Source organism: Nakamurella flava, from assembly GCF_005298075.1.
In the GTDB taxonomy this organism is placed as follows: domain Bacteria; phylum Actinomycetota; class Actinomycetes; order Mycobacteriales; family Nakamurellaceae; genus Nakamurella; species Nakamurella flava.
In genome coordinates this window covers 2,419,939-2,444,987 of sequence record NZ_SZZH01000001.1, presented here as the reverse complement: position 1 = coordinate 2,444,987, position 25,049 = coordinate 2,419,939, and the positions used below count along the sequence as shown (strand labels likewise).

Sequence of the window (25,049 nt, the reverse complement as noted above, 5' to 3'; positions counted from 1 at the left end):
CCCCGGAGCACGCACCGGCCCCCAACGCCGTTGCGTACTCCGGGTGTTCGGGATCAGGCCTGGCCGGTGCGGCGCAGCCGCACGGTGACCACCTGGAAGGGCCGCAGGCCGACTGTGACGCTCGAACCGTCGACCGCGAAGGAGCGGGCCAGTCGGCCGGCGTCCGACAGCGGCCGTTCCATCAGGTCGACCTGGATGGCCTCGGCCACGCCGAAGCCGAGGTGCAGGGTCGTGCTCGCGCGGCGGCCGAGCGCTTCGTACATCCGGACGACGACGTCGCCGGAGCGGTCGTCGGCCAGCTTGACCGCCTCGATCCGTACCCCGGGGTTGTCGGAGGTGGCCACCGCGTCGCCGTGCACCGCCGGGTTGTCGGTGACGCCCCCGAGGACCCGCAGCGGCAGGTTGGTCTCGTAGCCGGTGGCGACGATGTCGGTGAGGGCCGCCCCGGGGTGCACCACGTAGGCGAACGTGTGGTGTCCGAGGTCCTGGGTGGGGTCGGGGGAGCGGGCGGCGCGGACCAGGGACAGCCGCACCTCGGTCTGCACCTCGCCGGAATCGCCGACCTGGCGGGTGATGTCGTGGCCGTAGGTGCCGGCGTTGGCGACACCGATGCCGTAGCCGGGTTCCTCGACGTGCACCCAGCGGTGGGCCATCACCTCGAAGCGGGCGTCGTCCCACGAGGTGTTGGTGTGGGTCGGCCGGCGCAGGTGCCCGAACTGGATCTCGGCACTGTGGTGCTGGGCGTGCACGACGAACGGCAGCGAAGCCTTCAGCAGCTTCTCGTTCTCCTGCCACTGCAGGTCGACGGCCAGGTGCACGACGGGGCTGTCGGCGTGCACGGCGATCGTCTGGGTCAGGGTCGACCCGAGCTTGCCGAACGACCGGGTGACCCGGACCAGGGCGCGCAGCGGACCGGTCTCGACCAGCTCGACGGCGTCGGCCTGGACGAGATCGGTGACGGTGTTGCGGTAGTGGGCGTCGATGTCCCAGGCGTCCCAGGCGTTGGGCAGGTCCTGGTGCAGTTGGAGCAGGTTCGCCACCCGGCCCGCGGGGACCAGCTCGCGGTCGGCGGTCTCGTCGTGGATCGAGGTGATGAGACCGCGGTCGTCGACCCGGACGGTGACCAGCCCGTTGGCCAGCACGGCTCCGCCGTCGTCGCCGGCGACACCGGTGACCGGGTGGGTCGGATCCAGTGGGCGTAGGGCGGCCGCCCCGTGGGCCGGGACGTCCACCAGACCCAGCGGTCGGTCGTCCTCGGAGAACACCACCGACCGGCGGTCGTGGTCGGCGGAGTTGACGACCAGGCCGTCGGCACCGGCGGCGGCCAGCGCCTCGCCGATCACCTTCTCCAGCTCGGTCAGGTTGGCCGCGTACTCCTGCTCGTTCTCCTGGTGGACCCAGGCGATCGACGAGCCGGGGAGGATGTCGTGGAACTGCTGCAGCAGGGTGCCCTGCCACAGCCGGTCGAGCTGTTCGTACGGGTAGCTCGCGCCGTTCAGGGCCGCCGCGGTCCACCACAGCTCGGCCTCACGCAGCCGGTGCTCGGCGGCCCGGTTGCCGCGCTTCTCCCGCGCGTGCGAGGTGAAGGTGCCACGGTGCAGTTCCAGGTAGAGCTCACCGACCCACACCGGGGCGTCGGCGTACTCGGCCTGTGCCCGGGCGAAGAAGTCGTCCGGGTGCTCCATGATCACCCGCGGCGACCCCTCCAGGGACGCCGTCCGGTGCTGACGCTCCATCATCTCGCGAATGGGCCCGCCGCCGCCGTCCCCGTACCCGAAGGGGATGAGAGACGTTGTCGCCTTGCCCTTGTCGCGGAACTGCCGCACCGCGTGGTGCAGCTCCTCGCCCTCCAGGGTCGAGTTGTAGGTGTCGGCCGGCGGGAAGTGCGTGAAGATCCGCGATCCGTCGATGCCCTCCCACCAGAAGGTGTGGTGCGGGAAGGTGTTGGTCTGGTTCCACGAGATCTTCTGCGTCAGGAACCAGTCCAGGCCCGCCAGCCGGGCGATCTGCGGGAAAGAGGCGTTGTAGCCGAAGGAGTCGGGCAGCCAGATGCCGTGGGTCTCGACGTCCAGCTCGTCGCGGAAGAAGCGGAGTCCCTGGGTGACCTGGCGGACCATCGCTTCGCCGCCGGGCAGGTTGCCGTCCGGTTCGATCCACTGGGAGCCGACGACGATCCACTGCCCGGTGGCGATGGCGTCCTTGATGCCCTGCCAGACGTGCGGGTAGCGCTCCTTGACCCACGCGTACTGCTGCGCCGACGAGCAGGCGAACCGGAAGTCCGGGTACTGCTTGAACAGCTCCAGCACGTTGGAGAACGTGCGGCCGGTCTTGCGCTTGGTCTCCCGCAGCGGCCACAGCCAGGCGGTGTCGATGTGCGCGTGCCCGATGGCCGAGAGCCGGTGCGCCGACGCCGATGCCGGACGCGCCAGGACGTCCTCCAGCTCGGCCCGGGCCGCGGCGGCGGTGCCGACGATGTCGTCGAGCAGCAGCACGTTCAGCGCCCGCTCCAGCGCCCGCAGCACCTCGTGCCGGCGGGGTTCGGTCTCCGGCAGTTCCTTCAGCAGCTGGTACAGCACCTCGATGTCGAACCGCAGGGCCCAGACCTCCGGCTCGAAGACGGCCAGGTCGGCGGTGCGGAACGTGTAGATCGGGGTGGTCGGCGCGGTCTCCTTGGAGCCGAACTTCGTGGGCACGAAGTCGTTGACCAGGATGTCCGGGTTCGCTGCGGCCTCCAGGAAGAAGTGGATCTTCTCTGTCCCGGCGGCCTCGTCGGCGATCCGGACGTACTGGTTGCGCGGGTGGATGCCCTTCACCGTGGTGCCGTCGGGAGTGAAGATCAGCCCCTCGGCCTGGTTGCCGGGCCAGTCGCCCTGGAACCCGGGGTCGACGACCAGTTCGACGGTGCGACCGGCCCACCCGGCGGGCACCTCGCCGGTGATCTCGAACCACCACGTCGACCAGGCCCGGCCCCACTTGTCGCCCACCGCGAACGGTGTGTACTCGGCGGCCAGGGCCTTGGCCGGCGGGACCGGCTCGTCCGGGACGGCCCAGGCCCGCAGGGTGACGGGCACCCGGGCGGAGTAGACCGCGGGGACGATGCGCTCGGTCAGGACGCGGGCGACGCGTTCTTCGACCAGCTTGATGTTCTGATGCACGGCAGGGTTCTCCTCGGGGAGCCGGCGGTGGGGACGCCGGGTCGGGGCGAGCTCAGGAAGCGGAGGGTCAGCGCAGGTAGGACAGGTCGTCGGCGAAGCTGGACCGGGCATCGTCCAGCAGCGCCCGGGCCACCCGCACCGAGTCGATCAGCGGGTGGCTGGCCAGGGCGCGCAGGGCGGCGGACCGGCTACCGCCCAGGGCGGCCTCCAGCGTCTGCCGTTCGACGTACTTGATGGTCGTCACCAGGCCGCGGCCGAAGTCGGGCACGGCCGCGCCGACCACCGGGTGGGCGCCCTTGGCGTCGACGGTGCAGGGGATCTCGACGACCGCGTCCGCGTCCACGTCGGGCAGGGCGCCGTTGTTGCGGACGTTGAGGATCAGGCGGGCCTGCTGGTCGTGGGCGATGCCGCGCATCAGGGCGATGGCGACGTTCTCGTACCCGCCGGACACCAGGTCGGCGTCGTCGCGTTCACCCATGCCGGCCGAGTCGCGGTTCGTGGCCATGTAGGTCACCTCGCGTTCGTGACGGCACTGCTCCCAGGTCCGCAGCGGATGGGCGGCCGTGGCGGCGTCGGTCCAGAACGACTGCTGCTGGTCGACCAGGTAGCGGCCCCGGGTGAGCGGCGCGTACTGGTCGGCCTGCAGGACGTCCCGGCGGAACGAGTAGTAGTGCAGGTATTCGTTCGGCAGGGCGCCCAGCGTCTGGATCCACTCGGCGCCGAAGAGCTTGCCCTCCTCGAAGGACTCGATGCGGTCCGGCTGGGACAGCAGGTCGGGCAACACGTCCCGGCCGTGCACCCGCAGACCGGTGAGCCAGCCCAGGTGGTTCAGGCCGGCGTACTCCAGCTCGACCGCAGGGCTGGTGACACTCTCGTCGATGTCCAGGGCGGACAGCGCCCGGCGGGCGAGGCCGATGGGGGAGTCGCAGATGCCGATGACGCGTTCGCCGAGCACGGTCGACATCGCCTCGGTGACCACGCCGGCCGGGTTGGTGAAGTTGATGACCCAGGCCTGCGGGGCGACCCGCGCGATGGTGTGTGCGAGCTCGAGCACCACCGGCAGGGTCCGCAGCGCATAGGAGATGCCGCCGAACCCGACGGTCTCCTGGCCGATGACGCCGTGGGACTGGCCGATCCGCTCGTCGGTCGCGCGCCCGGGCAACCCGCCGACACGAATGGCGGAGAAGACGAAGTCGGCGCCGCGCAGGCCCTCGGCCGCGTCGGTGTGGGTGGTGACGGTGGGGGCGTCGGCGACTCCGGCGGCCTGGTCGGCCAGGATCCGCGCCATGGTGGCGAGCCGGCCGGCGTCCGTGTCGACCAGCGCCACCGAGGTGACCCGGCCGGGCTCACGGTCGCGCAGCAGCGCCGCGTAGACGAGCGGGGTACGGAAACCGCCGCCGCCGACCATGGTGAGTTTCATACGACGAGGACCTCCACGCTACGGGCCGCAAAGGCGGCGGATGTCGTGACCGGCGGTTCGGCGTCGGTGATGACGCGGACCAGCGATGACGGGAGACTGACCCGGGCCGTTCCGGTGCCGGGGAACTTGCTGTGATCGGCCAGGACCGTGACCGCGTCGCACGCGGTGGCCATGGCCTGCTTGATGGGCACCTGGGCGATGGTGGTGTCGCGCAGGTCGCCCGCGGCCGACACCCCGCTCACTCCCAGGTAGGCGTGGTCGGCGCGGATCAACCGCAGGGTCTCGGTGGTGAGGTGGCCGGACACCGACTGGTACACCGAGTCGAAATCCCCTGGCAGCAGGACGATGTGGACGGCCGGATCGTCCCGGAGAACGTCGAAGGCCGCGATGTTGGTGGTGATGACGGTGAGGTGCCGGCCGCGGAGCAGGGTGGCCAGCTGCAGGACGGTGGTGCCGATGTCCAGGATGACGGTCTGGCCGTCCTGGATGCTGTCGGCCGCGGCGCGGGCGATGCGCTGCTTGGCCTCCAGGTTGTGCGAGACCACCGATGGGAAGGGGGCGTCGCCGTCGACGTGCTCGTTGATCACGGCGCCGCCGTGGGTGCGGCGGACCAGCCCGGCCTCGTCCAGACGCTGCAGGTCGCGCCGGATCGTGGCGATGCTCGACCCGGTGACCTCGGCCAGTTCGGCGACGGTGGCCGCCCGGGTCTGGCGCAGCCGGTCGAGGATCGTCAGATCGCGCTGATCTTTCACGTGGCTGAGCATAACGCTCAACTTCGCTCATTTACTAGACCGTCATGCAGAACCTCTTGCGCGTTTTTGAGCGGACGGTGTTATATCTGCGTCATCCAGTCCGTGACGGCCAGATGGAGCAACGATGAACGACCGGCAGCACCCTCCTGCGAACGGCTCTGCCGGTGGGTTGCTCGCGGCCGGCGGACTGTTCCTGGATGTCGTCTTCGCCGGCCTGCCGGGCGTCCCGCGCCTGGGGGAAGAGCAGTGGACATCCGATTTCGGTTGGGGCCCGGGCGGTATCGCGAACTTCGCCATCGCCGCGAGCCGCCTGGGTTGCCCGACCGCCATCGCCGCCGCCGTCGGTCACGATCCGTTGAGCGATCTTGCGCGTTCCGTGCTCGCCGTCGAGCACATCGACACCACCGCGCTGCGTCCCGTCCCGGGCTGGCAGCTTCCGGTGACCGCCGGCCTGGGCTGGGAACGTGACCGGGCCCTGGTCACCGGGGGAGTTCCGGCGCCGGTGCCGCTGCCCGATGTCCTGGCCGGCGTCGACTTCCCGGCGGTGGCCACCGTGCATGTCGAACCGGGCCTGGGGCAGTGGATCTCGCGGGCCGCGGCCGCCGGCACCAAGGTCTTCGCCGACCTCGGCTGGGACGCGACCGGAGCGTGGGACACCGCCGTCCTGGACGATCTCGCCGGGTGCCACGCCTTCCTGCCCAACGACCTCGAAGCGATGGCCTACACCCGCACCGAGACGGCGCGGGACGCGGTGCATGCGCTGGCCGACCGGGTTCCGCTGTCCGTCGTCACCCTCGGCGGACGGGGGGTGCTGGCCGTCGACTCGTCCACCGGTGAAGAGGTCGTGGCCCCGCCCGTCGTCGTCCCAGTCCGCGACACCACCGGCGCCGGAGACGTTTTCGGGGCCGCCCTGGCCACCGCCACCCTTACCGGGTGGTCCCTGCGGGAGCGGGTCGATCTCGCCGCTCTCGTCGCGGCGATCTGCGTGTCGCGTCCGGGAGGCGCCGCCGGCGCCCCGCGCGCCGACGAGCTCGTCCCCTGGCTCGACGCGCACCCCGATGCTGACGGGGGCCGCTTCGGCTTCCTGCGCGACGCCCTGGCCGGCGACCCCTCACGTCTTCCCCTCCCCGGCGCCGGTGCTCCCACCGGCTCCCCTGCCGACGTCCGACCCGGCTCCACCTCGGACCGACCGCTCACCACCCCCACCCCCCGCTAGGAGACACCCAGCATGAAACTCACCGGTAAGCGCACGCGGCTGTCCGCCGCGATCGCCGCCGTCACGGTCGCCGCGCTGAGCCTGACCGCGTGCGCGGGTGGCGGCCAGTCCGCCAGCGGCACCGCGGCCGGCGGCGACAGCGGCACCCTCAGTGCCTGGGTGTGGCCCGGCGCCATGGGCGAGGACGTCATGTCCGCCGCCACCACCCAGTTCGCGAGCGACAAGCTCGAGTTCAACACCATCGGCGACAACTTCAAGCAGAAGCTCGTCACCGTCTTCACCGGGAAGTCCGGCGTCCCGTCGATCACCGGGGTCAAGGGCGAGGACATGCCCTACTTCCGGCAGCAGGGCGAGCTGTTCACCGACCTGAAGACCCTCGGCGTCGACGACATCCTGGCCCAGTACCCGTCGTGGAAGCTGGCCGAGGCCACCACCGCCGACGGCAAGCTGATCGGCCTGCCGATGGACATCGGCCCCACCGGGCTGTTCTACCGCACCGACGTGCTGGCGCAGGCCGGTCTGCCCACCGACCCGGCCGAGGTCGCCGCCCAGACCTCCACCTGGGAGGACTATTTCGCGTTCGGCGAGAAGCTGAAGGCCGCGACCGGCGCGTTCATCTCGGTCTCGATCGACGACGTCTTCACCAAGGTGATGGGGCAGTCGACCAGCGGCATCGTCGGCCCGAACGGTGAGTTCCAGGGCGACAGCGAGACCGTCAAGAAGGCCTGGGACCTGTCGGTCGAGGCCTACCAGCGCGGTCTGGTCGCCAACCTGGTCGACGAGAGCCCCGACTGGGCGTCCGCGGTCAGCTCGGGCAAGATCCCCACGGTCATCGGGGCCGCCTGGCACGCCGGTGACATCAAGGGCGCCGTGCCGGACACCTCCGGCAAGTGGGCGGTCACGACCACCCCGGGTGGTCCGGCCAACATCGGCGGCTCGTTCCTGACCATCCCGGCCGGTACCGCGAACACCGCCGAGGCCATCAAGGTCATTCGCTACCTGCTCGACCCGAAAAACCAGGCCATCACCTACACCCAGGTCGGCAACTTCCCGTCCAACGCGCAGACGCTGAACGAGCCGCAGCTCAAGGAGGGCGACGCGTTCTTCGGCGGCCAGGTCACCGCGCCGGTGTTCGAGAAGGCCGTCGAGTCCATGCCGACCAAGGTCACCAGCCCGTACGAGAGCGAGGCCTCCGCCCCGTACACGACCGAGCTGATCAACGTCGCCACACAGGGCAAGGACCCGCAGCAGGCGTGGACCGACGCGGTCGCCGCCTCCAAGCAGGCCCTGGCCGCGGCTCAATGAGCCTGACCAAGGCGAGCGCGACTCCGACCGCCCTCGGAGCGCGCCTGTCCCGCCGGACCGGCCGGGGTGCGCCCCGGTCGGTCCGGCGGGGGCCGGCCTGGCCGATGTACCTGGCCATCTCGCCGTTCTTCATCCTGTTCTGCGTCTTCGGTCTCTACCCGACGGTCTATTCGCTGGTGCTGTCGTTCCAGAAATGGAACGGGCTCGGCACGCCGGTCTGGGTCGGTTTCCAGAACTTCATCGACCTGTTCACGGACGAGACGTTCTACCTGGCCATCCGCAACACGTTCATCATCTTCGCGCTGTCGACCATTCCGATGCTGATCCTGGCGCTGGTCCTGGCAGCGATGCTGAACAGTTCCATTCGCTACAGCACGCTCTTCCGCATCGCCTACTTCGTCCCGAACATCACGTCGGTCGTCGCCATGGCGGTGCTCTTCGGGTCGATCTTCGGCCAGAACTTCGGTATCGCGAACCAGCTGCTCAACGCGGTCGGACTGGATTCGGTGCCCTGGCTGACCACGCCGTTCGGCATCCAGGTCACCGTCGCCGTGCTGATGACCTACCAGTGGACCGGCTACAACGCGATCATCTTCCTGGCCGGCATGCAGGCCATCGGCGAGGACATCTACGAGGCCGCCTCGCTCGACGGGGCCGGCGCGTTCCGTCAGTTCTGGTCGATCACCCTGCCCCTGCTGCGGCCGACCATCATGTTCGTCGTGGTCGTCTCGACCATCACCGGTCTACAGAGCTTCACCGAGGCGCAGGTGCTGACGTCCAGTTCCTCGACCACCAACCCGAACAGCGGCGGCGCCGGTCAGGGCGGCCTGACGATGGTCCTGTACTTCTACCAACAGGCGTTCAACTACAACAAGTTCGGCTACGGCGCGGCCATCGCCTGGGGCGTGTTCCTCATCGTCGTCGTCTTCACGATCATCAGCTGGCGCTTCAGCCCCGGCCGTAACGATGGGAAGGCCACCCGGTGACGACCCTGGAAGATCCACCGCAGGCGGACGGGGCGGCCCCGGCCGACCGTCGTGTCGCCCCGCGCCGGCGGCGCCGGCCCACCCTGTCCCGCGGAGTGCTGTACTCCCTGCTGACCGTGGGCGCGCTCATCTCGCTGTTCCCGCTGTACTGGCTGGTCGTGATGGCCAGCAACACCACGGCCGACATCTACAAGTCGCCGCCGGTCTTCGTCCCCGGGCCGCATCTGTTCGAGAACGTCGCCAAGGTCTTCGACCGCATCGATTTCGGCGGATCGCTGCTCAACACCATCATCGTCGCGGTGACCGTGACCTTCCTGGTGCTTGTCTTCGACTCGCTGGCCGCGTTCGCCTTCGCCAAGTACGAGTTCCCCTTCCGGCGGACGCTTTTCACCATCGTGCTGGCGACCTTCATGCTGCCGATGCAGCTCTCGGTCATCCCGCAGTTCATCATCATGACGAACTTCGGCTGGGTCGGTGATCTCAAGGCGCTCATCGTGCCGGCCGCCGCCAACGCGTTCGGCATCTTCTGGTTGCGCCAGTACATCCTGTCCAGCGTCCCGGACGAGCTGATGGACTCCGCGGTGATCGACGGGGCCGGGTTCTTCCGGCAGTACCTGACGGTCTGCCTGCCGCTGATCCGCCCGGGCCTGGGCTTCCTCGGGATCTACACGTTCATCGCCGCCTGGAACGACTACATGTGGCCGTTGATCATCCTCACCGACCCGAACAAGCTGACGCTGCAGGTCGCCATGGCCCAGCTGAACACGACGGTCAAGAACGACTACGGCATGGTGATGGCCGGAGCGTTGCTCGCCGTCCTGCCGCTGCTCGTCGTCTTCCTCGTCGGCGCCAAGCAGTTCATGGGCGACATCGCCAAGGGAGCGGTCAAGTGAGTCCGGCGGCCCGGACCGCGACCGCCCCGCGCGTCGTCACCGCGCCGACCGCCGAGGTGGGCGACGTGGCCGCCGACGTCGTGGCCGCGTTCATCCGCCGGGAACCGACCGGGGTCCTGGGGGTCGCCACCGGCGGCTCCCCGCTGGATCTGTACTCCGCCCTGGCCCGCCGCCGGGCGGCCGGCCTGGACACCAGTGGACTCACCCTAGTCGCGCTGGACGAGTACGTCGGGCTGAGTGCCGCCGACGTCCGTTCCTACCGCGCCTACGTGCAGACCCTCATCGCCGAGCCGCTGGGCATCCCGGCCGGGCGGGTGCACGTGCCGTCCGGCGCGGACGCGGACGATGCGGCCGCCTACGAGGCGACCATCGACTCCGTCGGCGGCGTCGACCTGCAGATCATCGGGATCGGCCGCAACGGCCACATCGGTTTCAATGAACCGGGTTCGGAGCTGGATTCGCGGACCCGGGTCATCGAGCTCACCGAGTCCACCCGTCAGGCGAACGCGCCCTGGTTCGACGACGATCCGACCGCCGTTCCGACCCACGCGATGACCCAGGGGATCGGCACCATCCTGGATGCGCGCGCCCTGGTGCTGGTGGCCACGGGAGCGGCCAAGGCGCCGGCCCTGGCCGCCGCCCTGAGCGGGCCGGTCACCACCGACCTGCCGGCCTCGGTCATCCAGCGGCATCCCGACGTGACCGTCGTGGCCGATCCCGACGCCCTGTCGGGCGCATGGCGCACCGCTCCCACCGCCTGAGGAAAGATCACCGCATGTCCACCCCGGGATTCGCCCCGCTCTCCGACCGCGCTCCCGGATCGGACACCCGGCTCGCCCCCCGCGCCCGCCTCCGCACCGACGCCCCAGTCCTCTCCCTGAACGGCGACTGGGACTTCCGGCTGCACCCCGCCGACCCGGCCGACCGTGACACCGACGGCCGACCGGACTTCGCCACCCCGGGCGCGGACCTCACCGGATGGGCGTCGATCCCGGTCCCCGCGCACTGGGTGCTGACGGAGGCGACCGAGCGCTACAGCCGGCCGATCTACACCAACATCCAGTATCCGTTCCCGCTCGACCCGCCGCACGTCCCGGACGCCAACCCGACCGGGGACTACCGCCGGATGTTCACCGTGCCGGCGGAGTTCGTGGCGGGCGACACCCGGGTGCGGTTGCGGTTCGACGGGGTCGAGTCCCGGGCGGACGTCTGGCTGAACGGGCACCCCGTGGGCTGGTTCACCGGCAGCCGGTTGACCACCGAGTTCGATGTCACCGACCTGCTGGTCGAGGGGGACAACCTGCTGGCCGTCCGGGTGCACCAGTGGTCGGCCGCCAGCTACCTGGAGGATCAGGACCAGTGGTGGCTGCCGGGAATCTTCCGGGACGTCACCCTGCTGGCGCGGCCGGCCGCTGGTCTGGACAATGTCACCGTCATCGGTGATCTCGACCCGGCGTCCGGTCACGGCGAGCTGCGGGTCGACGCGGTCGGCTCGTTCCCCATCACCGTGCGGATCCCCGAACTCGGCGTCGAGGAGACGTGGGCCGGGCCGGCCGACGTCGCCCCGATCGCGGTCGGCCCGGTCGACGCGTGGACGTCCGAGACCCCCCGGCTGTACGACGTGCAGGTCGCCGCTCCCGGCGAGATCGCCACGCTGCGCACCGGTTTCCGCCGGGTCGAGATCGTCGGCGACCGGTTCCTGGTCAACGGCCGGCCCCTCACCTTCCGCGGCGTCAATCGGCACGAGACCCATCCGGACCTCGGGCGGGTGTTCGACGAGGCCCACGTCCGCCGCGACCTCGAACTGATGAAACGGCACAACGTCAACGCCCTGCGCACCTCGCACCAGCCGCCGCACTGGCGCACCCTGGAACTCTGCGACGAGCTCGGTCTCTGGGTGGTCCTGGAGTGCGACCTGGAAACCCACGGATTCTGGGAGGTCGACTGGCGGGACAACCCCGCCGACGACCCGCAGTGGCGGGAAGCGTTGCTGGATCGCATCTCCCGCACGGTCGAGCGCGACGTCAACCACCCGAGCATCGTGCTCTGGTCGCTGGGCAACGAGTCCGGCACCGGCCGCAACCTGGCCGAGATGGCCGCCTGGGTGCACGATCGCGATCCGTCCCGCCCGGTGCACTACGAGGGGGATTACGACGGTTCCTACACCGACGTCTACTCGCGGATGTACCCGACACTGGAGGAGATCTCGTCGATCTGTGGTGAGCAGACGATGGCCGTCCACGAGATCGGCCCCGCGGCCGGGGCGAGGCAGCGGTCGCGTCCGTTCGTCATGTGCGAGTACGCCCACGCGATGGGCAACGGACCCGGATCGCTGGCCGACTACGAGGAAGCGATCGACACCTTCGACCGCTCGCACGGCGGGTTCATCTGGGAATGGCGCGACCACGGTCTGCGCACCCACACCCCCGACGGCACCGAGTTCTTCGCCTACGGGGGAGATTTCGGCGAGGTCGTGCACGACGGCATCTTCATCATGGACGGCCTGGTGCTGTCCGACGACACCCCCAGCCCGGCGCTGGCCGAATTGGCCGCGGTGTGGGCGCCGGTGCGGTTCGCCCTCGACGGTGACCGGCTGACGGTGACCAACCGCCGCGGCTTTCGCGCCCTGGACGATCTGACGGTCGGCTGGACCCTTGAGTCCGACGGCCGGACGGTGGATTCCGGCGAGCTGGTACTACCCGATGTCGCGCCAGGCACCTCGGTCACCCTTCCCCTGCCGGCGGGGGCGCTGGCCGTGGAGTCGGGAGAACGGTTCCTGACGTTCACCGCCGCGTCGACAGAGGACGAATCCTGGGCCTCCGCCGGCCATGTCGTGGCTCGGCAACAGTTCCCGGTCGCCGGTTCCCGGGTCCCCGTCCCGTCCAGGCGCTCCGCCGCCGGGTCCTTCGCCGACGCCGAGTTCGACCGCGCCGGCTCGCTGGTGTCCTGGCGGGGTCTGCCCGTGGCCGGTCCACTCGTCGAGCTGTGGCGGGCGCCGACCGAGAACGACCGGTTGGACGGGCAGGGCTCCTACGAGACGGCCTACCCCGGCCTGACCCACGGCCGCGGGGACGAGTCGACCCCGGCCTCGGCCGACCGCTGGCGCGAGCGCGGCCTGCACCGCCTCACCCACCGCACGCTGTCCGTCGAGCGTTCCGGGGATGCGGTCGTCCGTCGTGTCCGCACGATGGCCGCGAACGCCGCCGTCGGCGTCGACAGCATCCTCACCTGGACCCGGCGGGACGACGGCCTGCACCTGCGCGCCGTCGTCGTGCCGTTCGGCACCTGGGACTGCACCTGGCCGCGCCTGGGTCTGCGGTTCGACCTGCCGGCCTCGCTGGCGGCCGAGCCGGTGAGCTGGTTCGGCACCGGGCCCGACGAGTCGTACGCCGACTCCGCGTCGGCCGCGGTCGTGGGTCGCTTCACCGCTGGGCTCGATGAGCTGACCGTGCGCTACGCCCGGCCGCAGGAGAGCGGCCACCGCCCCGGCTTGCGGGAGCTCGACTGGGGTCCGCTGCACCTGGCCACCGTGCCGCTACAGGGTCACCGTCCCGGTTTCAGCCTGAGTCGCTGGACGCCGCAGGAGCTCTCGGTCGCCGGCCACCACCACGAGCTGCCGGATTCCGACCGCGTTGTGCTGATGGTCGACCACGCCCAGCACGGCCTCGGCTCCCGGGCGTGCGGCCCGGACGTGCTGCCCCGGTACGCCCTGTGGCCGCAGGCCACCGACCTGGAGATCGTCCTGCGCTAGGGCCCGGCCCCCGAGCCGGCTCCAGGTGACGCCGAGCTCCCGCCAACAGCAAGCCCCGGTGCCGCCGTCCGATCCACGGCGGCACCGGGGCTTCGTGGTCCCTCTGGGCTCAGCGACCGAACCGCAGGGTGACGAGCTGGAACGGCCGCAGCGCGAGGTCGACCGCGCCCCCGTCCGGAGCGGCGAAGCCGCCGTCCACGGGCCGCTCCAGCAGATCGGTCTCGACGATCCCGGAGACCGGGAAGCCGGCAGTCACCGCAGTAGTGGTCCGGCGACCCAGCGCCTCGTAGAGCCGGACGATCACATCGCCGCTGCCGTCGGTGGCCAGCTTGACCGCCTCGACCACCACGCCGGTGTTGTCGACCGTGACCAGCGGTTCGACCGTCCCGGTCGCAGCGTCGGTGACGACCCGGTGCGCCAGGTTGATCCGGTAGCCCTCGCGCACTGCGTCCGCGATGTCCGCGCCGATGACGAACCCGACCTCGAGGTGGTGACGGCCCTGGTCCTGCTGCGGGTCGGGGAACAGCGCCGCCCGCACCAGGGACAGCCGGATGGTCGAGTACGTGCCGCCGCCCTCGCGGGCGTGGCGGGTGACGTCGTGCCCGTAGGTGGAGTCGTTGACCACCGCGGCGCCGAAGCCGGGCTCGGCCACCTGCACCCAGCGGTGGGCGACGGTCTCGAAACGGGCCGCGTCCCAGGACGTGTTGGTGTGGGTGGGCCGGACGACGTGGCCGAACTGGATCTCCGAGGCGGCGTGGTCGGTGTGCACGTCGATGGGGAACGCCAGCTTGAGCAGCTTCTGCTTCTCGTGCCAGTCGACGTCGAGCGCCATCCGCAGGACGGACGACTCCGGTCCGCTGTCCAGCCAGATCCGTTGCCGCACGGTGGATTCGCCGAAGGAGCGCTCGATCACCACCGTCGAACCGTCGACCGTCACCGAGTCGGCGGTGACGAGATCGGTCACGGTGCGCCGGTAGTGCTCGTCGATGTCCCAGGCGTCCCACTGGGTGGGGGTATCCCGGTGCAGCTGCAGCAGTCCGGCGACCTGACCCGGGGGAACGGTCTCGCGACCGGAAACCAAGTCCCGTGCGGACACGATGAGACCGGAGCCGTCGATCACCACCCGCGCCCGCTCGTCGGCCAGCACGACACCACCGCTCTGCTCGGTGAGCTCGACCGCAGCCTCGCCGCCGGCGGCCCCGATGGCCAGCGCGGGCACCCCGTCCCGCGGGTGCGGCGCGGCGTTGGCGACCACGGTCCGGTCGCCGTTGCCGACCAGCGCCCGCAGGCTGCCGTCGATGATCTCGTTCAGCTCGGTGGCGATGGCCGCGTAGTTCCGCTCGGCGTCCTGGTGGACCCAGGCGATGGACGAGCCGGGCAGGATGTCGTGGAACTGCTGCAACAGCACCAGTCGCCACAGGCGCTGCAGCTGTTCGGCCGGGTATTCCTTGCCCGTGCGGACCGCGGCGGTGGCCGCCCACAGTTCGGCCTCGCGCAGCAGGTGTTCGCTGCGCCGGTTCCCCTGCTTGGTGCGGAGTTGGCTGGTGTAGGTGCCGCGGTGGAACTCCAGATACAGCTCACCGGACCAGATCTCGGGGTTGGTGTACTCCCGCTCGGCGGCGGTGAAGAAGGCCTCCGACGTGCTGTGCCGCAGGCGGGGGGATCCTTCCAGCGACCCGGTACGGGCCACCGTCTGGGTCATCTCCCGGGTGGGTCCGCCGCCGCCGTCGCCGTAGCCGTAGGGCAGCAACGACATGGTCGCCCGGCCCTTGTCGGCGAAGTTGCGCTCGGCGTGGGCCAGATCGGCGGCGTCCAGGTCGGAGTTGTACTTGTCGACCGGCGGGAAATGGGTGAACAGCCGCGTCCCGTCGATGCCCTCCCACAGGAAGGTGTGGTGCGGGACCCGGTTGATCTCGTTCCAGGAGATCTTCTGGGTGAGGAACCAGCGGGCCCCGGCGGCCCGGGCCACCTGCGGCAGTGCCGCGGTGTAACCGAAGGAGTCGGGCAGCCACACCTCCGGCGTGTCGATGCCGAACTCGTCGAGGAAGAAGCCTTTGCCCTCGACGAACTGTCGGGCCAGCGCCTCCCCGCCGGGCATGTTGGTGTCGGACTCGACCCACATGCCGCCGACCGGCACGAACCGGCCCTCCCGGACGCGGGCGACCAGTCGCTGCCAGAGGGTGGGGTAGTGCTCCTTGACCCAGGCGAACTGCTGGGCCGACGAGCTGACGAAGGTGAACTCGGGGTCGGAGTCCATCAGGGCCAGGACGTTGCTGAACGTCCGCGACACCTTGCGCGCGGTCTCCCGGACCGGCCACAGCCAGGCCGAGTCGATGTGGGCGTGCCCGACGGCGTGCAGCAGGTGTGCGCTGGCGTGCGCCGGCCGTTCCAGTGCGGGCTGCAGCGCGGCCCGGCCGGCGGCCGCGGTGCCGGCCACGTCATCGGGGTCGATGACGTCGGCCATCCTCTCGAGCGCGGCGAAGATCTCGGCCCGCCGCGGTGACGCCGGGTCGAGCTGACGGGCCAGGCCGTAGAGGGTGACCGCGTCGGCCAGCAGCTCGTGCACCGTGACGTCGAGCAGCGCGAGGTCGACCGCCCGCAGCGTGTAGATCGGTTCGCGGCCGACGGTGGCCGGGTCGCCGACCGCGGTCGGCCGGAACTCCCAGTCGCTGCCCACGTCCGGGTTGCTGGCCGCCTCGACCAGCACGTCCACCCGGCCGTCGGCGTCGACGGCGGCCGCCACCGCACTGTTGAACGGGGCGATCCCCTTGATGGGCACGCCGTTGCGACCCCAGACCAGGGCCTCGCACTGGAACCCGCTCTGGCTGCCGGTGAAGCCGAGGTCGATCACCAGCTCGGGTCGGGTGCCGCTCGGCAGCGCGCCGGTGGCGTCCCGCCAGGCGGCGGGGATCTCGCCCTGGACGGCGAACCAGGTGGTGCCCCAGGGACGTCCCCACGGCCGATCGGTCGAGAAGGGCAGATAGTCGGCCGCCAGAGCGTCGGCGAACGGAACCGGTTCGCCGTCGACCTCCCAGACGGACACCGTCAACGGGTGACGCGCGCGATGGACTGCCGGACGGAGTCGCTCGCGCAGGAATCGCTCGATGCGCAGGTCGACCAGGTGGGAACGGTCATGCATGGGTGAAGAGTCCTCAACAGGTGTGGGTGGGCACGGAAGATCGACAGCGGGACGATTCCGACGGTAGGTGGTCGGCCCGGACGGGGCGCAGGGTCAGCCCTTGACCGCGCCGGCCAGCGCGGACGACCCGCCCAGGCCGCGTTGCACCAGGACGTAGAGCGCGAGCACCGGGAGCGAGTAGACGATCGAGTAGGCGGCCAGCTGGCCGTAGGCGATGGAACCGTTGGAGCCGAAGAAGTTGAAGATGCTGACCGCCGCGGGTTGCTTGCTCGGCGACAGCAGCAGCACGAAGGGGACGAAGAAATTCCCCCAGGCCTGGATGAACACGAAGATGAAAACGACGGCGATGCCGGGCCGCATCAACGGCAGGACGATGCGGCTGAGGGTACGCATGGACGACGCGCCATCGACCCACGCGGCTTCCTCGAGCTCGATCGGAACCGAGTCCATGAAGTTCTTCAGCATCCAGATCGCGATGGGCAGCGAACTGGCCGTCATGAACAGGGTGGTACCGGGCAGCGAATCGATCAGTTTGATCTGCACGAACAGGCTGTAGACCGGCACCATCATCGCGGTGATCGGCAGGCAGGTGCCGAAAAGGATTGCGTACAGGAAGGGTCGGGTGACCCGCATCCGGTAGCGCGACAGCGGGTATGCGGCGAGCGCCGCGAGGATCACCGTGAGGATCGCCGTTCCGCCGGACAGCAGCACGCTGTTCCAGAGCGGCTTGAACGTCAGTTTCGGGTCGAAGATGGCCCGGAAGTTGTCGAACGTGATGACGTCCGGCACAGCGATGGCCAGCGACGGCTTGGCGTCCAGGGAGGCGGTGATCAGCCAGACCAGCGGGAGTGCGAAGAGCAATCCGACACCGATCAGCACGCCGTTGGACAGCCAGCGCATGGTTCGCCGGTTCGGTGCTGACATCGACACTGGCCGGGGCGATGTCGCGTCCGCCAGGGCCGCGGTGGCCACGTCCGGGGAGGGGGCGGTCATCACTTCACCTCGGTGCGCAGGGCGCGGATGTAGAAGACGGAGAAGATCGCCCCGACGATGAGCATGATGGTGGCGATGGCGGTGCCGAAGCCGAGCTGTCCGAACTTGAACGCCTCCTGATAGGCCAGGATGGGCAGGGTGGTGCTGGCGACTCCGGGGCCACCGCCGGTCATCACGAAGATCAGCGTGAAGACCGAGAGCGTCTGCAGGGTCACGATCATCGAGTTGGTGGCGATGGTCCGCCGGATCATCGGCAGGGTGACCCAGAACAGCTGCTTGGCCCCGCTGGCCCCGTCCATCTGGGCCGCCTCGGTGACCTCCGGCGGCACCTCGGAGAGTGCGGCCGAGTAGACCATCATCGAGAAGGCCGTCCCGCGCCAGGCGTTGGCGATGATGACGATGATCATCGGGTGCTCGTACAGCCAGCTGATCGGGGACGCGCCCAGAGCGCCGAGAGCCGTGTTCAGACTGCCGTCGTCGCGGAAGAAGGCGTAGGCGGCGAAGGCGGCGACGATCTCGGGCAGGACCCAGGCGGTGACGACGACGGTGCCGACCACGGCCGCGACGACCCGGTTCGCGCTGCGCATCAGCAGGGCCAGGCCCAGCCCGATCACGTTCTGCCCGACGACCGCCGAGAACAGCACGAACAGCACGGTGTTGATGATCGCGACGGGGAAGTCGGCGTCCTTGAACAGGGAGACGTAGTTGTCCAGGCCGACGAAGCTCGAACTGACGGCGGTGGTCCCGGAAAGCGTGGCGTCGGTGAACGACCCGTACAGCGACACCACGATCGGGCCGAGCAGGAAGACGGCCAGCAGGATGGTGGCCGGCAGCAGGGGGAAGGTGCGCCGGGCCGACCGGCCCCGCGCGGTGGCGCGCGGAGCCGGTCGGGTGCTCTCCGGTGTCGGAGCGAGCGTGGTCACGGTCAGCTCGCGGCCTGGGTCTTGTCCTGGCCGACGATCTTGATGACGGCCTGGTCGTAGGCGGCGGCCGCGTCGGAGACGCTGGACTGGCCGGTCATGACGGCCTCCATGGCGACCTGGATGGCGTTCGAGATCTGGCTGTAGTCCTCGGTCGCCGGACGGAAGTGCGTGACGTCGACCAGCTGGGAGAAGAACTCGAAGCTCGGGTTGGCCTTGGTGTACGACGGATCGGCGGCGACGTCGGAACGGACGGCGATCTGGCTGTTGTCGATGTCGTAGGAGAGCGCGTTCTCCTTGGTCATGGCCGTCGTCAGGAACTTGAAGGCCAGATCGGGGTTCGCGGTGTTCTTGCCCAGGGCCAGGGTCCACCCGCCGGACATGCTGGTGGAGCCGGGGGCCTGCCCGTTCTGGGTCGGCATGGCGGCCAGGCCCAGGGTCTGGTCCCACTGGGGCCACGGAGCGGTGCCGCCGTCGACCCACGCGGCCGACTGCCAGGAGCCGTCGAGCGCCATGGCGAGCTTGCCCTTGGGCAGCCACTCGGCGGTGACGTTGGTGAAGATGTTCGGGTCGAGCGCCTGCTGCAGCGACGGGCCGACGCCGCCCTGGTAGACGTCGGAGACGAACTGCAGGGAATCCTTGAAGCCCTGGCTGCCGGTGACCCACTTCTTCGTGTCGTAGTCGTACAGCCAGTCCGGGGTGCCGGACATCAGCATCTCGAAGGTCTGCATCGAGGCGGCCTCACCGGCTGTCTTGCCGGAGTACATGTTCAGTGGGATGACGTCGGGGAGCTTCTCCTTGACCGTCTTCGCGGCGGTCATGACGTCGGCCCAGGTCTTCGGCTGCCACGGGACGGCTATTCCGGCCTGCGCGAAAAGGTCCTTGTTGTACCAGATCCCACGGGTGTCGGTGCCGAGCGAGACGCCGTAGGTCTTGCCGTCCGGCCCCTGGCCGGCCTGCTTGGCGCCGTCGGCGTAGAGCTTCCAGTCGTCCCAGCCGGCGAGCTTGTCGTCCAGTGGCAGCAGGTAGCCGGCGGCGGCGTCGGACTGGATCTTGAAGGTGTCCTCGTACTGGACGTCCGGAGCGGTCTCGGACGACTTGTTCATCAGCGCGAGCTTGGTGTAGTAATCCGCACCCTCGGCCTGTACCGGCTGCAACTCCACGGTGACGCCGGGGTTGGCCGCCTCGAACTGCTTCTTCGTGGTCTCCATCAGCGTCTGCATCTGGTCGAACGTGGCGGTGGTCTGGTACGCGACCTTGATCGTCTTGGCGTCACCCCCGGACGCCGAGTCCGAGCTGCCGCACGCGGTCAGCGACGCGGCCACACCGAGTGCGATACCCAGGCTCAACACCTTGGTCGCCATCAACTTTCGCGCGGTCTTCATCCACCAGCTCCCTTGCTGCCGACCTCCCCATCGGACGTCGGTAGGAGCTTTATAAATCAAATGGATTAATCACGTCAATGGCCGGTTGGGCCGCGGTGGTACTGCATCGATCAGGTAGTGATCAACAGGTCGGCGGGGCGCGCGACGAACGCCTGGTCCAGGACCAGGCAGGCGGCGCCGACCGCCGCGATGTCCACGCCCAGCCGCGACGGCCGCACGGCGATCGGTCGGGTCGAGGTCGTCGCCCCAGCGGCCGCGCCGGACGCGAGCCGGTCGCCGAACAGCTCGGACAGCACCGGTGACAACCGGGCCCACACCGGCCCGCCGATGACGACCGCGTTGGAGTCGAGCAGGTTGTTGACCTCGACGACCGCCCGGGCGAGGTGACGCGCGGTGCGGTCCATGACGGCCACAGCGCGCGGCTCGCCCCGCGCGGCCCGGCGGCACAGCCGGTCCAGCTCCCGTCGGGTGTCGGGCGCCGGGGGACCGTCCTCGCCGCCCAGCGGGCCGGTGGACGGCCCCGCCAGCCCCGCGTCGGCCAGCAACCGGCGGGGATCGACCGACGGTCCCAGACAGCCCCGGAGCCCGCAGCTGCACGGTGGTCCCGTCGGGTCGACGATGAGATGCGCGATGTTCCCGGCGTTCCCGGTGCGGCCGCGGACCGGCGCCCCGGCCACGCTCAACCCGGCCCCGATCCCGGCCCCGTAGTACAGGAACGTCGCATCGACCAGATCGTCCTCGTGGTCGAACCACATCTCACCGACAATCGCTGCAGTCACGTCCTTCTCGAGCGCTATCGCGAGGCCGGACGCGGCCTGCAGCTCGTCCCGGACCTCGACGCCGTGCCAGGGCGTCAACAGCGGCGGGTTGAGCAGACGTCCCCGCTCGGCGTCCAGCGGTCCCGGCGCCGCCACACCGATCCCGAGCACCCGTTCCCGGCTCACCCCGGCCCGGTCGATGAGAGCCGACACCGAGGCGGCGATGGACCCCACCAGCTCGCGGCCGGACCCCTGCAGTCTCGGCGGGTGCTCGGCCTGGGCGATCACCGCACCGCTGAGGTCGATGACCACCAGGGTGTCGACCGCGGGGTCCAGATGCACCCCGACGGCGAAGCGCGATCCGGCGTTCAACGCGAGCAGCGTCCGGGGCTTCCCCGGACCGGCGATCACCTTGCCGGCCTCGCCGATCAGGCCCTCGTCGGACAATCGTCGGGTCACGTTGCTCAGGGTCTGGGCCGACAGGCCGGTCCGCGCCGCGAGTTCGACCCGGCTGAGCCCGTCCGGGGCGCGGCGGATCAGGTCCAGGACCAGGCTCTGGTTGTAGGTCCCCACCGCAGGCAGGTTCGACCCTCTGCGCATGGTGGGCTCCTGTGCGGTCGGCCGGACGCGAACGGGCGTGGCCGGCCGCTCCCGGCCACCGTAATACGACGACCCGGACATCCCGCCGAACCCGACGCCGGGTGGCCTGAACGCGCAGCGCCTCAGGAACGGAGGATCAGCGCGGCCGCGCCGATGAGGGGCCCGTCGCCGCCCAGTCCGGACGTGGTGACGCGGACGGCCCGGGCATAGGCGTGCAGCGCGGAAGCCTCCACGGCGGCCTGCACCTGGGCGACGTAGTCGTCGGCGACGTTGACGAAGCCGCCGGCGATGGCGACGGCCTGCAGTTCGTAGAGGGTGGCGGCGGTGGCGATGCCGTCGCCGACCGCCTGGGCCGAGCGGGCGACGGCTCGGCGGGCGATTTCGTCGCCGGCCCGGTAGGCGGCGGCGAGGTCCTCGCCGGTCTCGCCCGTCCAGCCCTGGGCCCGGGCCCAGGCCACGGTGCCCGGCCCGGCACCCATCGCCTCGACGGTGCCGGCGGACGGGTCCTCGGCGTTCCGCGGCCCCACCCGGATCTGCCCGATGTGGCCGGCGTTGCCGGTCGCCCCGGTCACCGGCCGGCCGTCGGTGATGAAACCGCCCCCGACGCCGGTGGAGACGACCATGGCCAGCGCGCTGTCGCACCCGGCCAGCGCGCCGAGCCAGTGTTCGGCCAGCGCGATGCAGGTGCCGTCCAGGGCCAGGGCGACCCGGGCGCCGGGGACGAGGTCGGCGAGCAGGCCGGCGACCGGCAGGTCCTTGGCGGCGGGCAGATTGATCGGGGCGACCGTGCCGGCCGGGATGTCGACCGGCCCGGCCGACCCGACGCCGACACCGACCACCCGGTCACCCGCCGGCAGGGCGGCCAGCGCGGCCGCGGCCGCCGTCCGGATGGCTTCCGAGAGCTGCTCCCGGCTCGACGTCCGGCCGGTGGGCCGGCGGGACAGGCTGTCCCGCAACACCTCTCCGGTCGGCGAGACCAGCGCGGCGTCGACCTTCGTGCCGCCGATGTCGATCGCCAGGGCCCAGCCGCCGGACGGATCGGCGGTGACGTCGGCAGTAGCGGTCATGGCGGGGTCCTCCTGTCGGGCACGCGGCGACGCCGGGTGCGCGCCGATCCTAGACGTGGCGCCGACGGTGTCCTCAGCGCTCACCGGGGCCCGGCACCGGGGTACCCGGTGGCCGCGACCACTCGGTGGGTTGCGGGGCGTACCGGACGGTCGCCGGGTCGGGCGCGTAGCCGGGCCGGGTGACCGGGGCCCCGGCCTGCTGGCGGCGTTTGTGGGCGAGCGCGCCCAGCACCTCGAGCACCACCCGGTGGGCGTTGTTGGCGGTGTTGTCGGAGACGTCGTACGGCGGGGACACCTCGACGACGTCCAGCGCCACGATCGGGGTCTCCAGCGCGATGGATCGGACCGCTCGCAGCAGATCGGCCGGGTTCATGCCGCCCGGTTCGGGGGTCCCGGTCCCGGGGGCGAAACCCGGATCCAGCACGTCGATGTCGACCGACAGGTAGAGGGCGTCGCAGCCGTCGCCGGCCCGGGCGATGGCGTCGGTGATGACGGCCCGGCTGCCCCGGTCCCACACCTCGTGCATGAGGTGCCAGGTCATCTCCTGCTCCTGCATCCAGTCGAAGACCTCCGGCGGCGGCCAGTAGCCGCGCAGCCCGACCTGGACGAAGTTGCGACCGCGGATCGCGCCGGACTCGATGAGCCGGCGCATCGGGGTGCCGTGCGAGACGAGCGAACCCTCGATGGTGTCGGCGGTGTCGGCGTGCGCGTCGAAGTGCAGCAGCCCGACCTTGCCCCAGCCGTACTTGCGGGCGACGGCCGTGGCCGCGGGGTAGGTGATCGAGTGGTCGCCGCCGAGGATCACCGGGAACGCGTCGGCGGCCAGCAGGTCGACCACCTTGGACTCGATGTTGGCGTGCGACCGTTCGGTCTGCCCGTGCGGGCAGTACGCGTCACCGGCGTCGACGACGTCCAGCCAGTCGAAGATCTCCAGGCCCAGATCCAGGTGATAGGTGCCCGGGTCGTAGGTGTTGGCCCGGATGGCGCGCGGCCCGAAGCGGGCCCCGGCCCGGTAGGTGGTCGAGATGTCGAACGGGGCACCCATGATCGCGACGTCGGGTCGGCGTTCGGCCAGGGCCGCGGCGGTGGCCACCCAGTCCCGCGAGCTGAACGACGGGAGTCCGAGATCGTCGTTGTCGGGGGTGTGCACGCCGTACTTCGGGGGCGGGTTCTGTGGTCCGTCCGCTCCGGCCATCACGTTCCTCCTGGGTGATCCGACGGTGCCGCACTGACATACCGGGCCGATCCTCTCACTGCCGGGCGGCCCGGGGTCGGGTGCCACGGGCCGTAGACGGGCAACCCGCGGCGGGTCCACGGCGTCCAGTGCGGTGACCTCGACCATGCCCATGAGCCCGGTACCGCCTGCGCCACCGACCCGCGGCCCGGTGCGGCGAGGGCGGCGCCGTCGGGGCTGGGGAATCGCGGTAGTGGCTCTCCTGCTGTCCCTGGCCGTCTGGTTCGCCCCCCACGCCCCGTCCTGGCAGGGCCTGGGTACCGGCTGGAACAGCTTCCTGCCGTGGTCCGCAGTGCTGGTGGCGCTGCTCGCGGTGCTGGCCCTGGTCCGCCGCGCCTGGTGGGGGCTCGCGGCCGTGCTGGTCCCCGCCCTGGTGTGGTCGGCCGTCTTCGTCCCGCAGTTGCTGCCGCGGCCGGCGGAGGCCAACGGGGTGGGCGCGGCGCCCGACCTGCTGGTCGCCACCCAGAACATCGGAGCGACCAATCCCCGGCCGGGTGCGGCGGCCGATGCGCTGGCGGCCTCCGGGGCCGGCCTGGTGGCCGTGCAGGAGCTGTCGTCCACCACCGGCGCGGCCGCGCAGCAGCAGCTCGACGGCGCCTACCCGCACCAGAGCACCGTCGGGACGGTGGGTCTGTGGTCGAACTGGGACCTCGGGAACACCCAGCAGCTGGAGCTCGGCCTGGGTTGGGCCCGCGCGCTGCGGGTCCCGGTCGAGCATCCGCTCGGCGAGATCGCCGTCTACGTCGTCCATCTGGCGTCCGTGCGGCCCGGCGACACCGCCGCCCGCGACGCCGGTCTGACCGAGCTCGCCGCGCTCGTCGCCGCCGACCCCGCTCCGCGGGTCCTGGTGCTGGGTGATCTGAACACGGCCGGGACCGACCCCCGGTTCGGCGACCTGACCGGCGAACTCACCGACAGCCGCATCGCCACGGGTGGCGGGTTCGGTTTCACCTGGCCGGCCGGGTTGCCGCTCACCCGGCCGGACCACGTGCTGGTGCGTGGTCTGGCGGTCACCTCGGACTCGGTGCTCGACGCGGGCGGCAGCGACCACCGGGCCGTCCTGGCCGGCCTCCGCTTCTGACTCCCACCGGTTGACCGACCGGGGCAGCCGCTCCTTCTTCGGCCTACTTCAACGGGTCATGGCCCCAGTTCATCAGCGAGTACCGCCAGTGCGAGGTCTTCAGCTCGTCGGCCGACTTGTCCGGACGTTGGGCCGCGTGCCGATGGACGTACCCGACCATCTTGTGCATCCACTCCACGTCCGCGTCGGTGAGGTCGGCCTTCTTCTTGCCGAGGATCTTCACGATCTTGCGACCCGATTCATGGCCGGTGGACTCACCACCGCCGCTCTTGTCACCGACCTCCTTCGATTCGTCGGTGTCCAGCCACTTCTCGATCTCGGAGGCGGTCATGGTGACCGCGTCCTTCCAGTCGTCCCACACGTCGTCGACGTCGGTGCTCTTCTTGTCGGCCAT

The 25,049-nt window shown here is 70.6% G+C and carries 18 protein-coding genes; 7 read left to right on the top strand and 11 right to left on the bottom strand.

All coding sequences use genetic code 11. The features are described 5' to 3' along the window. Positions 1-53 precede the first annotated feature (53 nt). From FDO65_RS11045 to FDO65_RS11035, 3 genes are all read right to left on the bottom strand, one after another. Positions 54-3,155 carry an alpha-mannosidase gene (locus tag FDO65_RS11045; RefSeq protein ID WP_137449331.1) on the bottom strand — a complete coding sequence of 1,034 codons (3,102 nt, stop codon included), beginning with the start codon at positions 3,153-3,155 and terminating at the stop codon, positions 54-56. 67 nt (positions 3,156-3,222) lie between these two features. Beyond that, the gene (locus FDO65_RS11040) at positions 3,223-4,575 is read right to left on the bottom strand and encodes a 6-phospho-beta-glucosidase (RefSeq protein ID WP_137449330.1); all 1,353 of its coding nucleotides are present in this window, start codon (positions 4,573-4,575) and stop codon (positions 3,223-3,225) included. Then, positions 4,572-5,327 (bottom strand): DeoR/GlpR family DNA-binding transcription regulator, encoded by a 756-nt coding sequence (locus tag FDO65_RS11035; RefSeq protein ID WP_205849900.1) that lies wholly within the window; start codon positions 5,325-5,327, stop codon positions 4,572-4,574. The genes FDO65_RS11040 and FDO65_RS11035 overlap by 4 nt, the downstream gene beginning before the upstream one ends. 124 nt (positions 5,328-5,451) lie before the next feature. On the opposite strand from FDO65_RS11035, the gene FDO65_RS11030 reads away from it, so the two are divergent. The 6 genes from FDO65_RS11030 to FDO65_RS11005 are packed head-to-tail and all read left to right on the top strand — an operon-like array spanning position 5,452 to position 13,478. Then, a complete protein-coding gene (locus FDO65_RS11030; protein WP_137449329.1) occupies positions 5,452-6,543 on the top strand; it encodes a carbohydrate kinase family protein in 1,092 nt (363 codons plus the stop codon). 12 nt (positions 6,544-6,555) lie between these two features. Next, the gene (locus FDO65_RS11025; protein WP_137449328.1) at positions 6,556-7,848 is read left to right on the top strand and encodes an ABC transporter substrate-binding protein; all 1,293 of its coding nucleotides are present in this window, start codon (positions 6,556-6,558) and stop codon (positions 7,846-7,848) included. Then, the gene (locus FDO65_RS11020) at positions 7,845-8,834 is read left to right on the top strand and encodes a carbohydrate ABC transporter permease (protein WP_137449327.1); all 990 of its coding nucleotides are present in this window, start codon (positions 7,845-7,847) and stop codon (positions 8,832-8,834) included. Before FDO65_RS11025 ends, FDO65_RS11020 begins: the two co-directional genes overlap by 4 nt. Continuing rightward, positions 8,831-9,727, top strand: coding sequence for a carbohydrate ABC transporter permease (locus FDO65_RS11015; protein WP_205849899.1), 897 nt, complete (start codon positions 8,831-8,833; stop codon positions 9,725-9,727). Before FDO65_RS11020 ends, FDO65_RS11015 begins: the two co-directional genes overlap by 4 nt. Next, positions 9,724-10,488 (top strand): glucosamine-6-phosphate deaminase, encoded by a 765-nt coding sequence (locus FDO65_RS11010; RefSeq protein WP_137449326.1) that lies wholly within the window; start codon positions 9,724-9,726, stop codon positions 10,486-10,488. Before FDO65_RS11015 ends, FDO65_RS11010 begins: the two co-directional genes overlap by 4 nt. Before the next feature lie 14 nt (positions 10,489-10,502). Continuing rightward, complete coding sequence (locus FDO65_RS11005; RefSeq protein WP_137449325.1) at positions 10,503-13,478, top strand: glycoside hydrolase family 2 TIM barrel-domain containing protein; 2,976 nt, start codon at positions 10,503-10,505, stop codon at positions 13,476-13,478. 109 nt (positions 13,479-13,587) lie between these two features. Here the strand turns inward: FDO65_RS11005 and FDO65_RS11000 are convergent, their stop codons facing one another. From FDO65_RS11000 to speB, 7 genes are all read right to left on the bottom strand, one after another. Then, the gene (locus FDO65_RS11000; RefSeq protein WP_137449324.1) at positions 13,588-16,617 is read right to left on the bottom strand and encodes an alpha-mannosidase; all 3,030 of its coding nucleotides are present in this window, start codon (positions 16,615-16,617) and stop codon (positions 13,588-13,590) included. Between the two features lie 93 nt (positions 16,618-16,710). Beyond that, positions 16,711-17,610: a carbohydrate ABC transporter permease gene (locus tag FDO65_RS10995; RefSeq protein ID WP_205849898.1), complete on the bottom strand. Its 900-nt coding sequence runs from the start codon at positions 17,608-17,610 to the stop codon at positions 16,711-16,713. Continuing rightward, complete coding sequence (locus FDO65_RS10990; RefSeq protein WP_205849897.1) at positions 17,610-18,533, bottom strand: carbohydrate ABC transporter permease; 924 nt, start codon at positions 18,531-18,533, stop codon at positions 17,610-17,612. Before FDO65_RS10990 ends, FDO65_RS10995 begins: the two co-directional genes overlap by 1 nt. A 2-nt stretch (positions 18,534-18,535) precedes the next feature. Further along, a complete protein-coding gene (locus tag FDO65_RS10985; RefSeq protein WP_137449323.1) occupies positions 18,536-19,915 on the bottom strand; it encodes an extracellular solute-binding protein in 1,380 nt (459 codons plus the stop codon). Positions 19,916-20,025: 110 nt separating this feature from the next. Then, positions 20,026-21,273: an ROK family transcriptional regulator gene (locus FDO65_RS10980; RefSeq protein ID WP_137449322.1), complete on the bottom strand. Its 1,248-nt coding sequence runs from the start codon at positions 21,271-21,273 to the stop codon at positions 20,026-20,028. Between the two features lie 122 nt (positions 21,274-21,395). After that, positions 21,396-22,340: an ROK family protein gene (locus FDO65_RS10975; RefSeq protein WP_137449321.1), complete on the bottom strand. Its 945-nt coding sequence runs from the start codon at positions 22,338-22,340 to the stop codon at positions 21,396-21,398. Positions 22,341-22,413: 73 nt separating this feature from the next. Then, positions 22,414-23,535 (bottom strand): agmatinase, encoded by a 1,122-nt coding sequence (gene speB, locus FDO65_RS10970; protein WP_137449320.1) that lies wholly within the window; start codon positions 23,533-23,535, stop codon positions 22,414-22,416. 232 nt (positions 23,536-23,767) lie between these two features. On the opposite strand from speB, the gene FDO65_RS10965 reads away from it, so the two are divergent. Further along, positions 23,768-24,655, top strand: coding sequence for an endonuclease/exonuclease/phosphatase family protein (locus FDO65_RS10965; protein WP_166442115.1), 888 nt, complete (start codon positions 23,768-23,770; stop codon positions 24,653-24,655). A gap of 43 nt (positions 24,656-24,698) precedes the next feature. Here FDO65_RS10965 and FDO65_RS10960 read toward each other — a convergent pair whose 3' ends face one another. Beyond that, complete coding sequence (locus tag FDO65_RS10960; RefSeq protein ID WP_137449318.1) at positions 24,699-25,049, bottom strand: DUF3140 domain-containing protein; 351 nt, start codon at positions 25,047-25,049, stop codon at positions 24,699-24,701.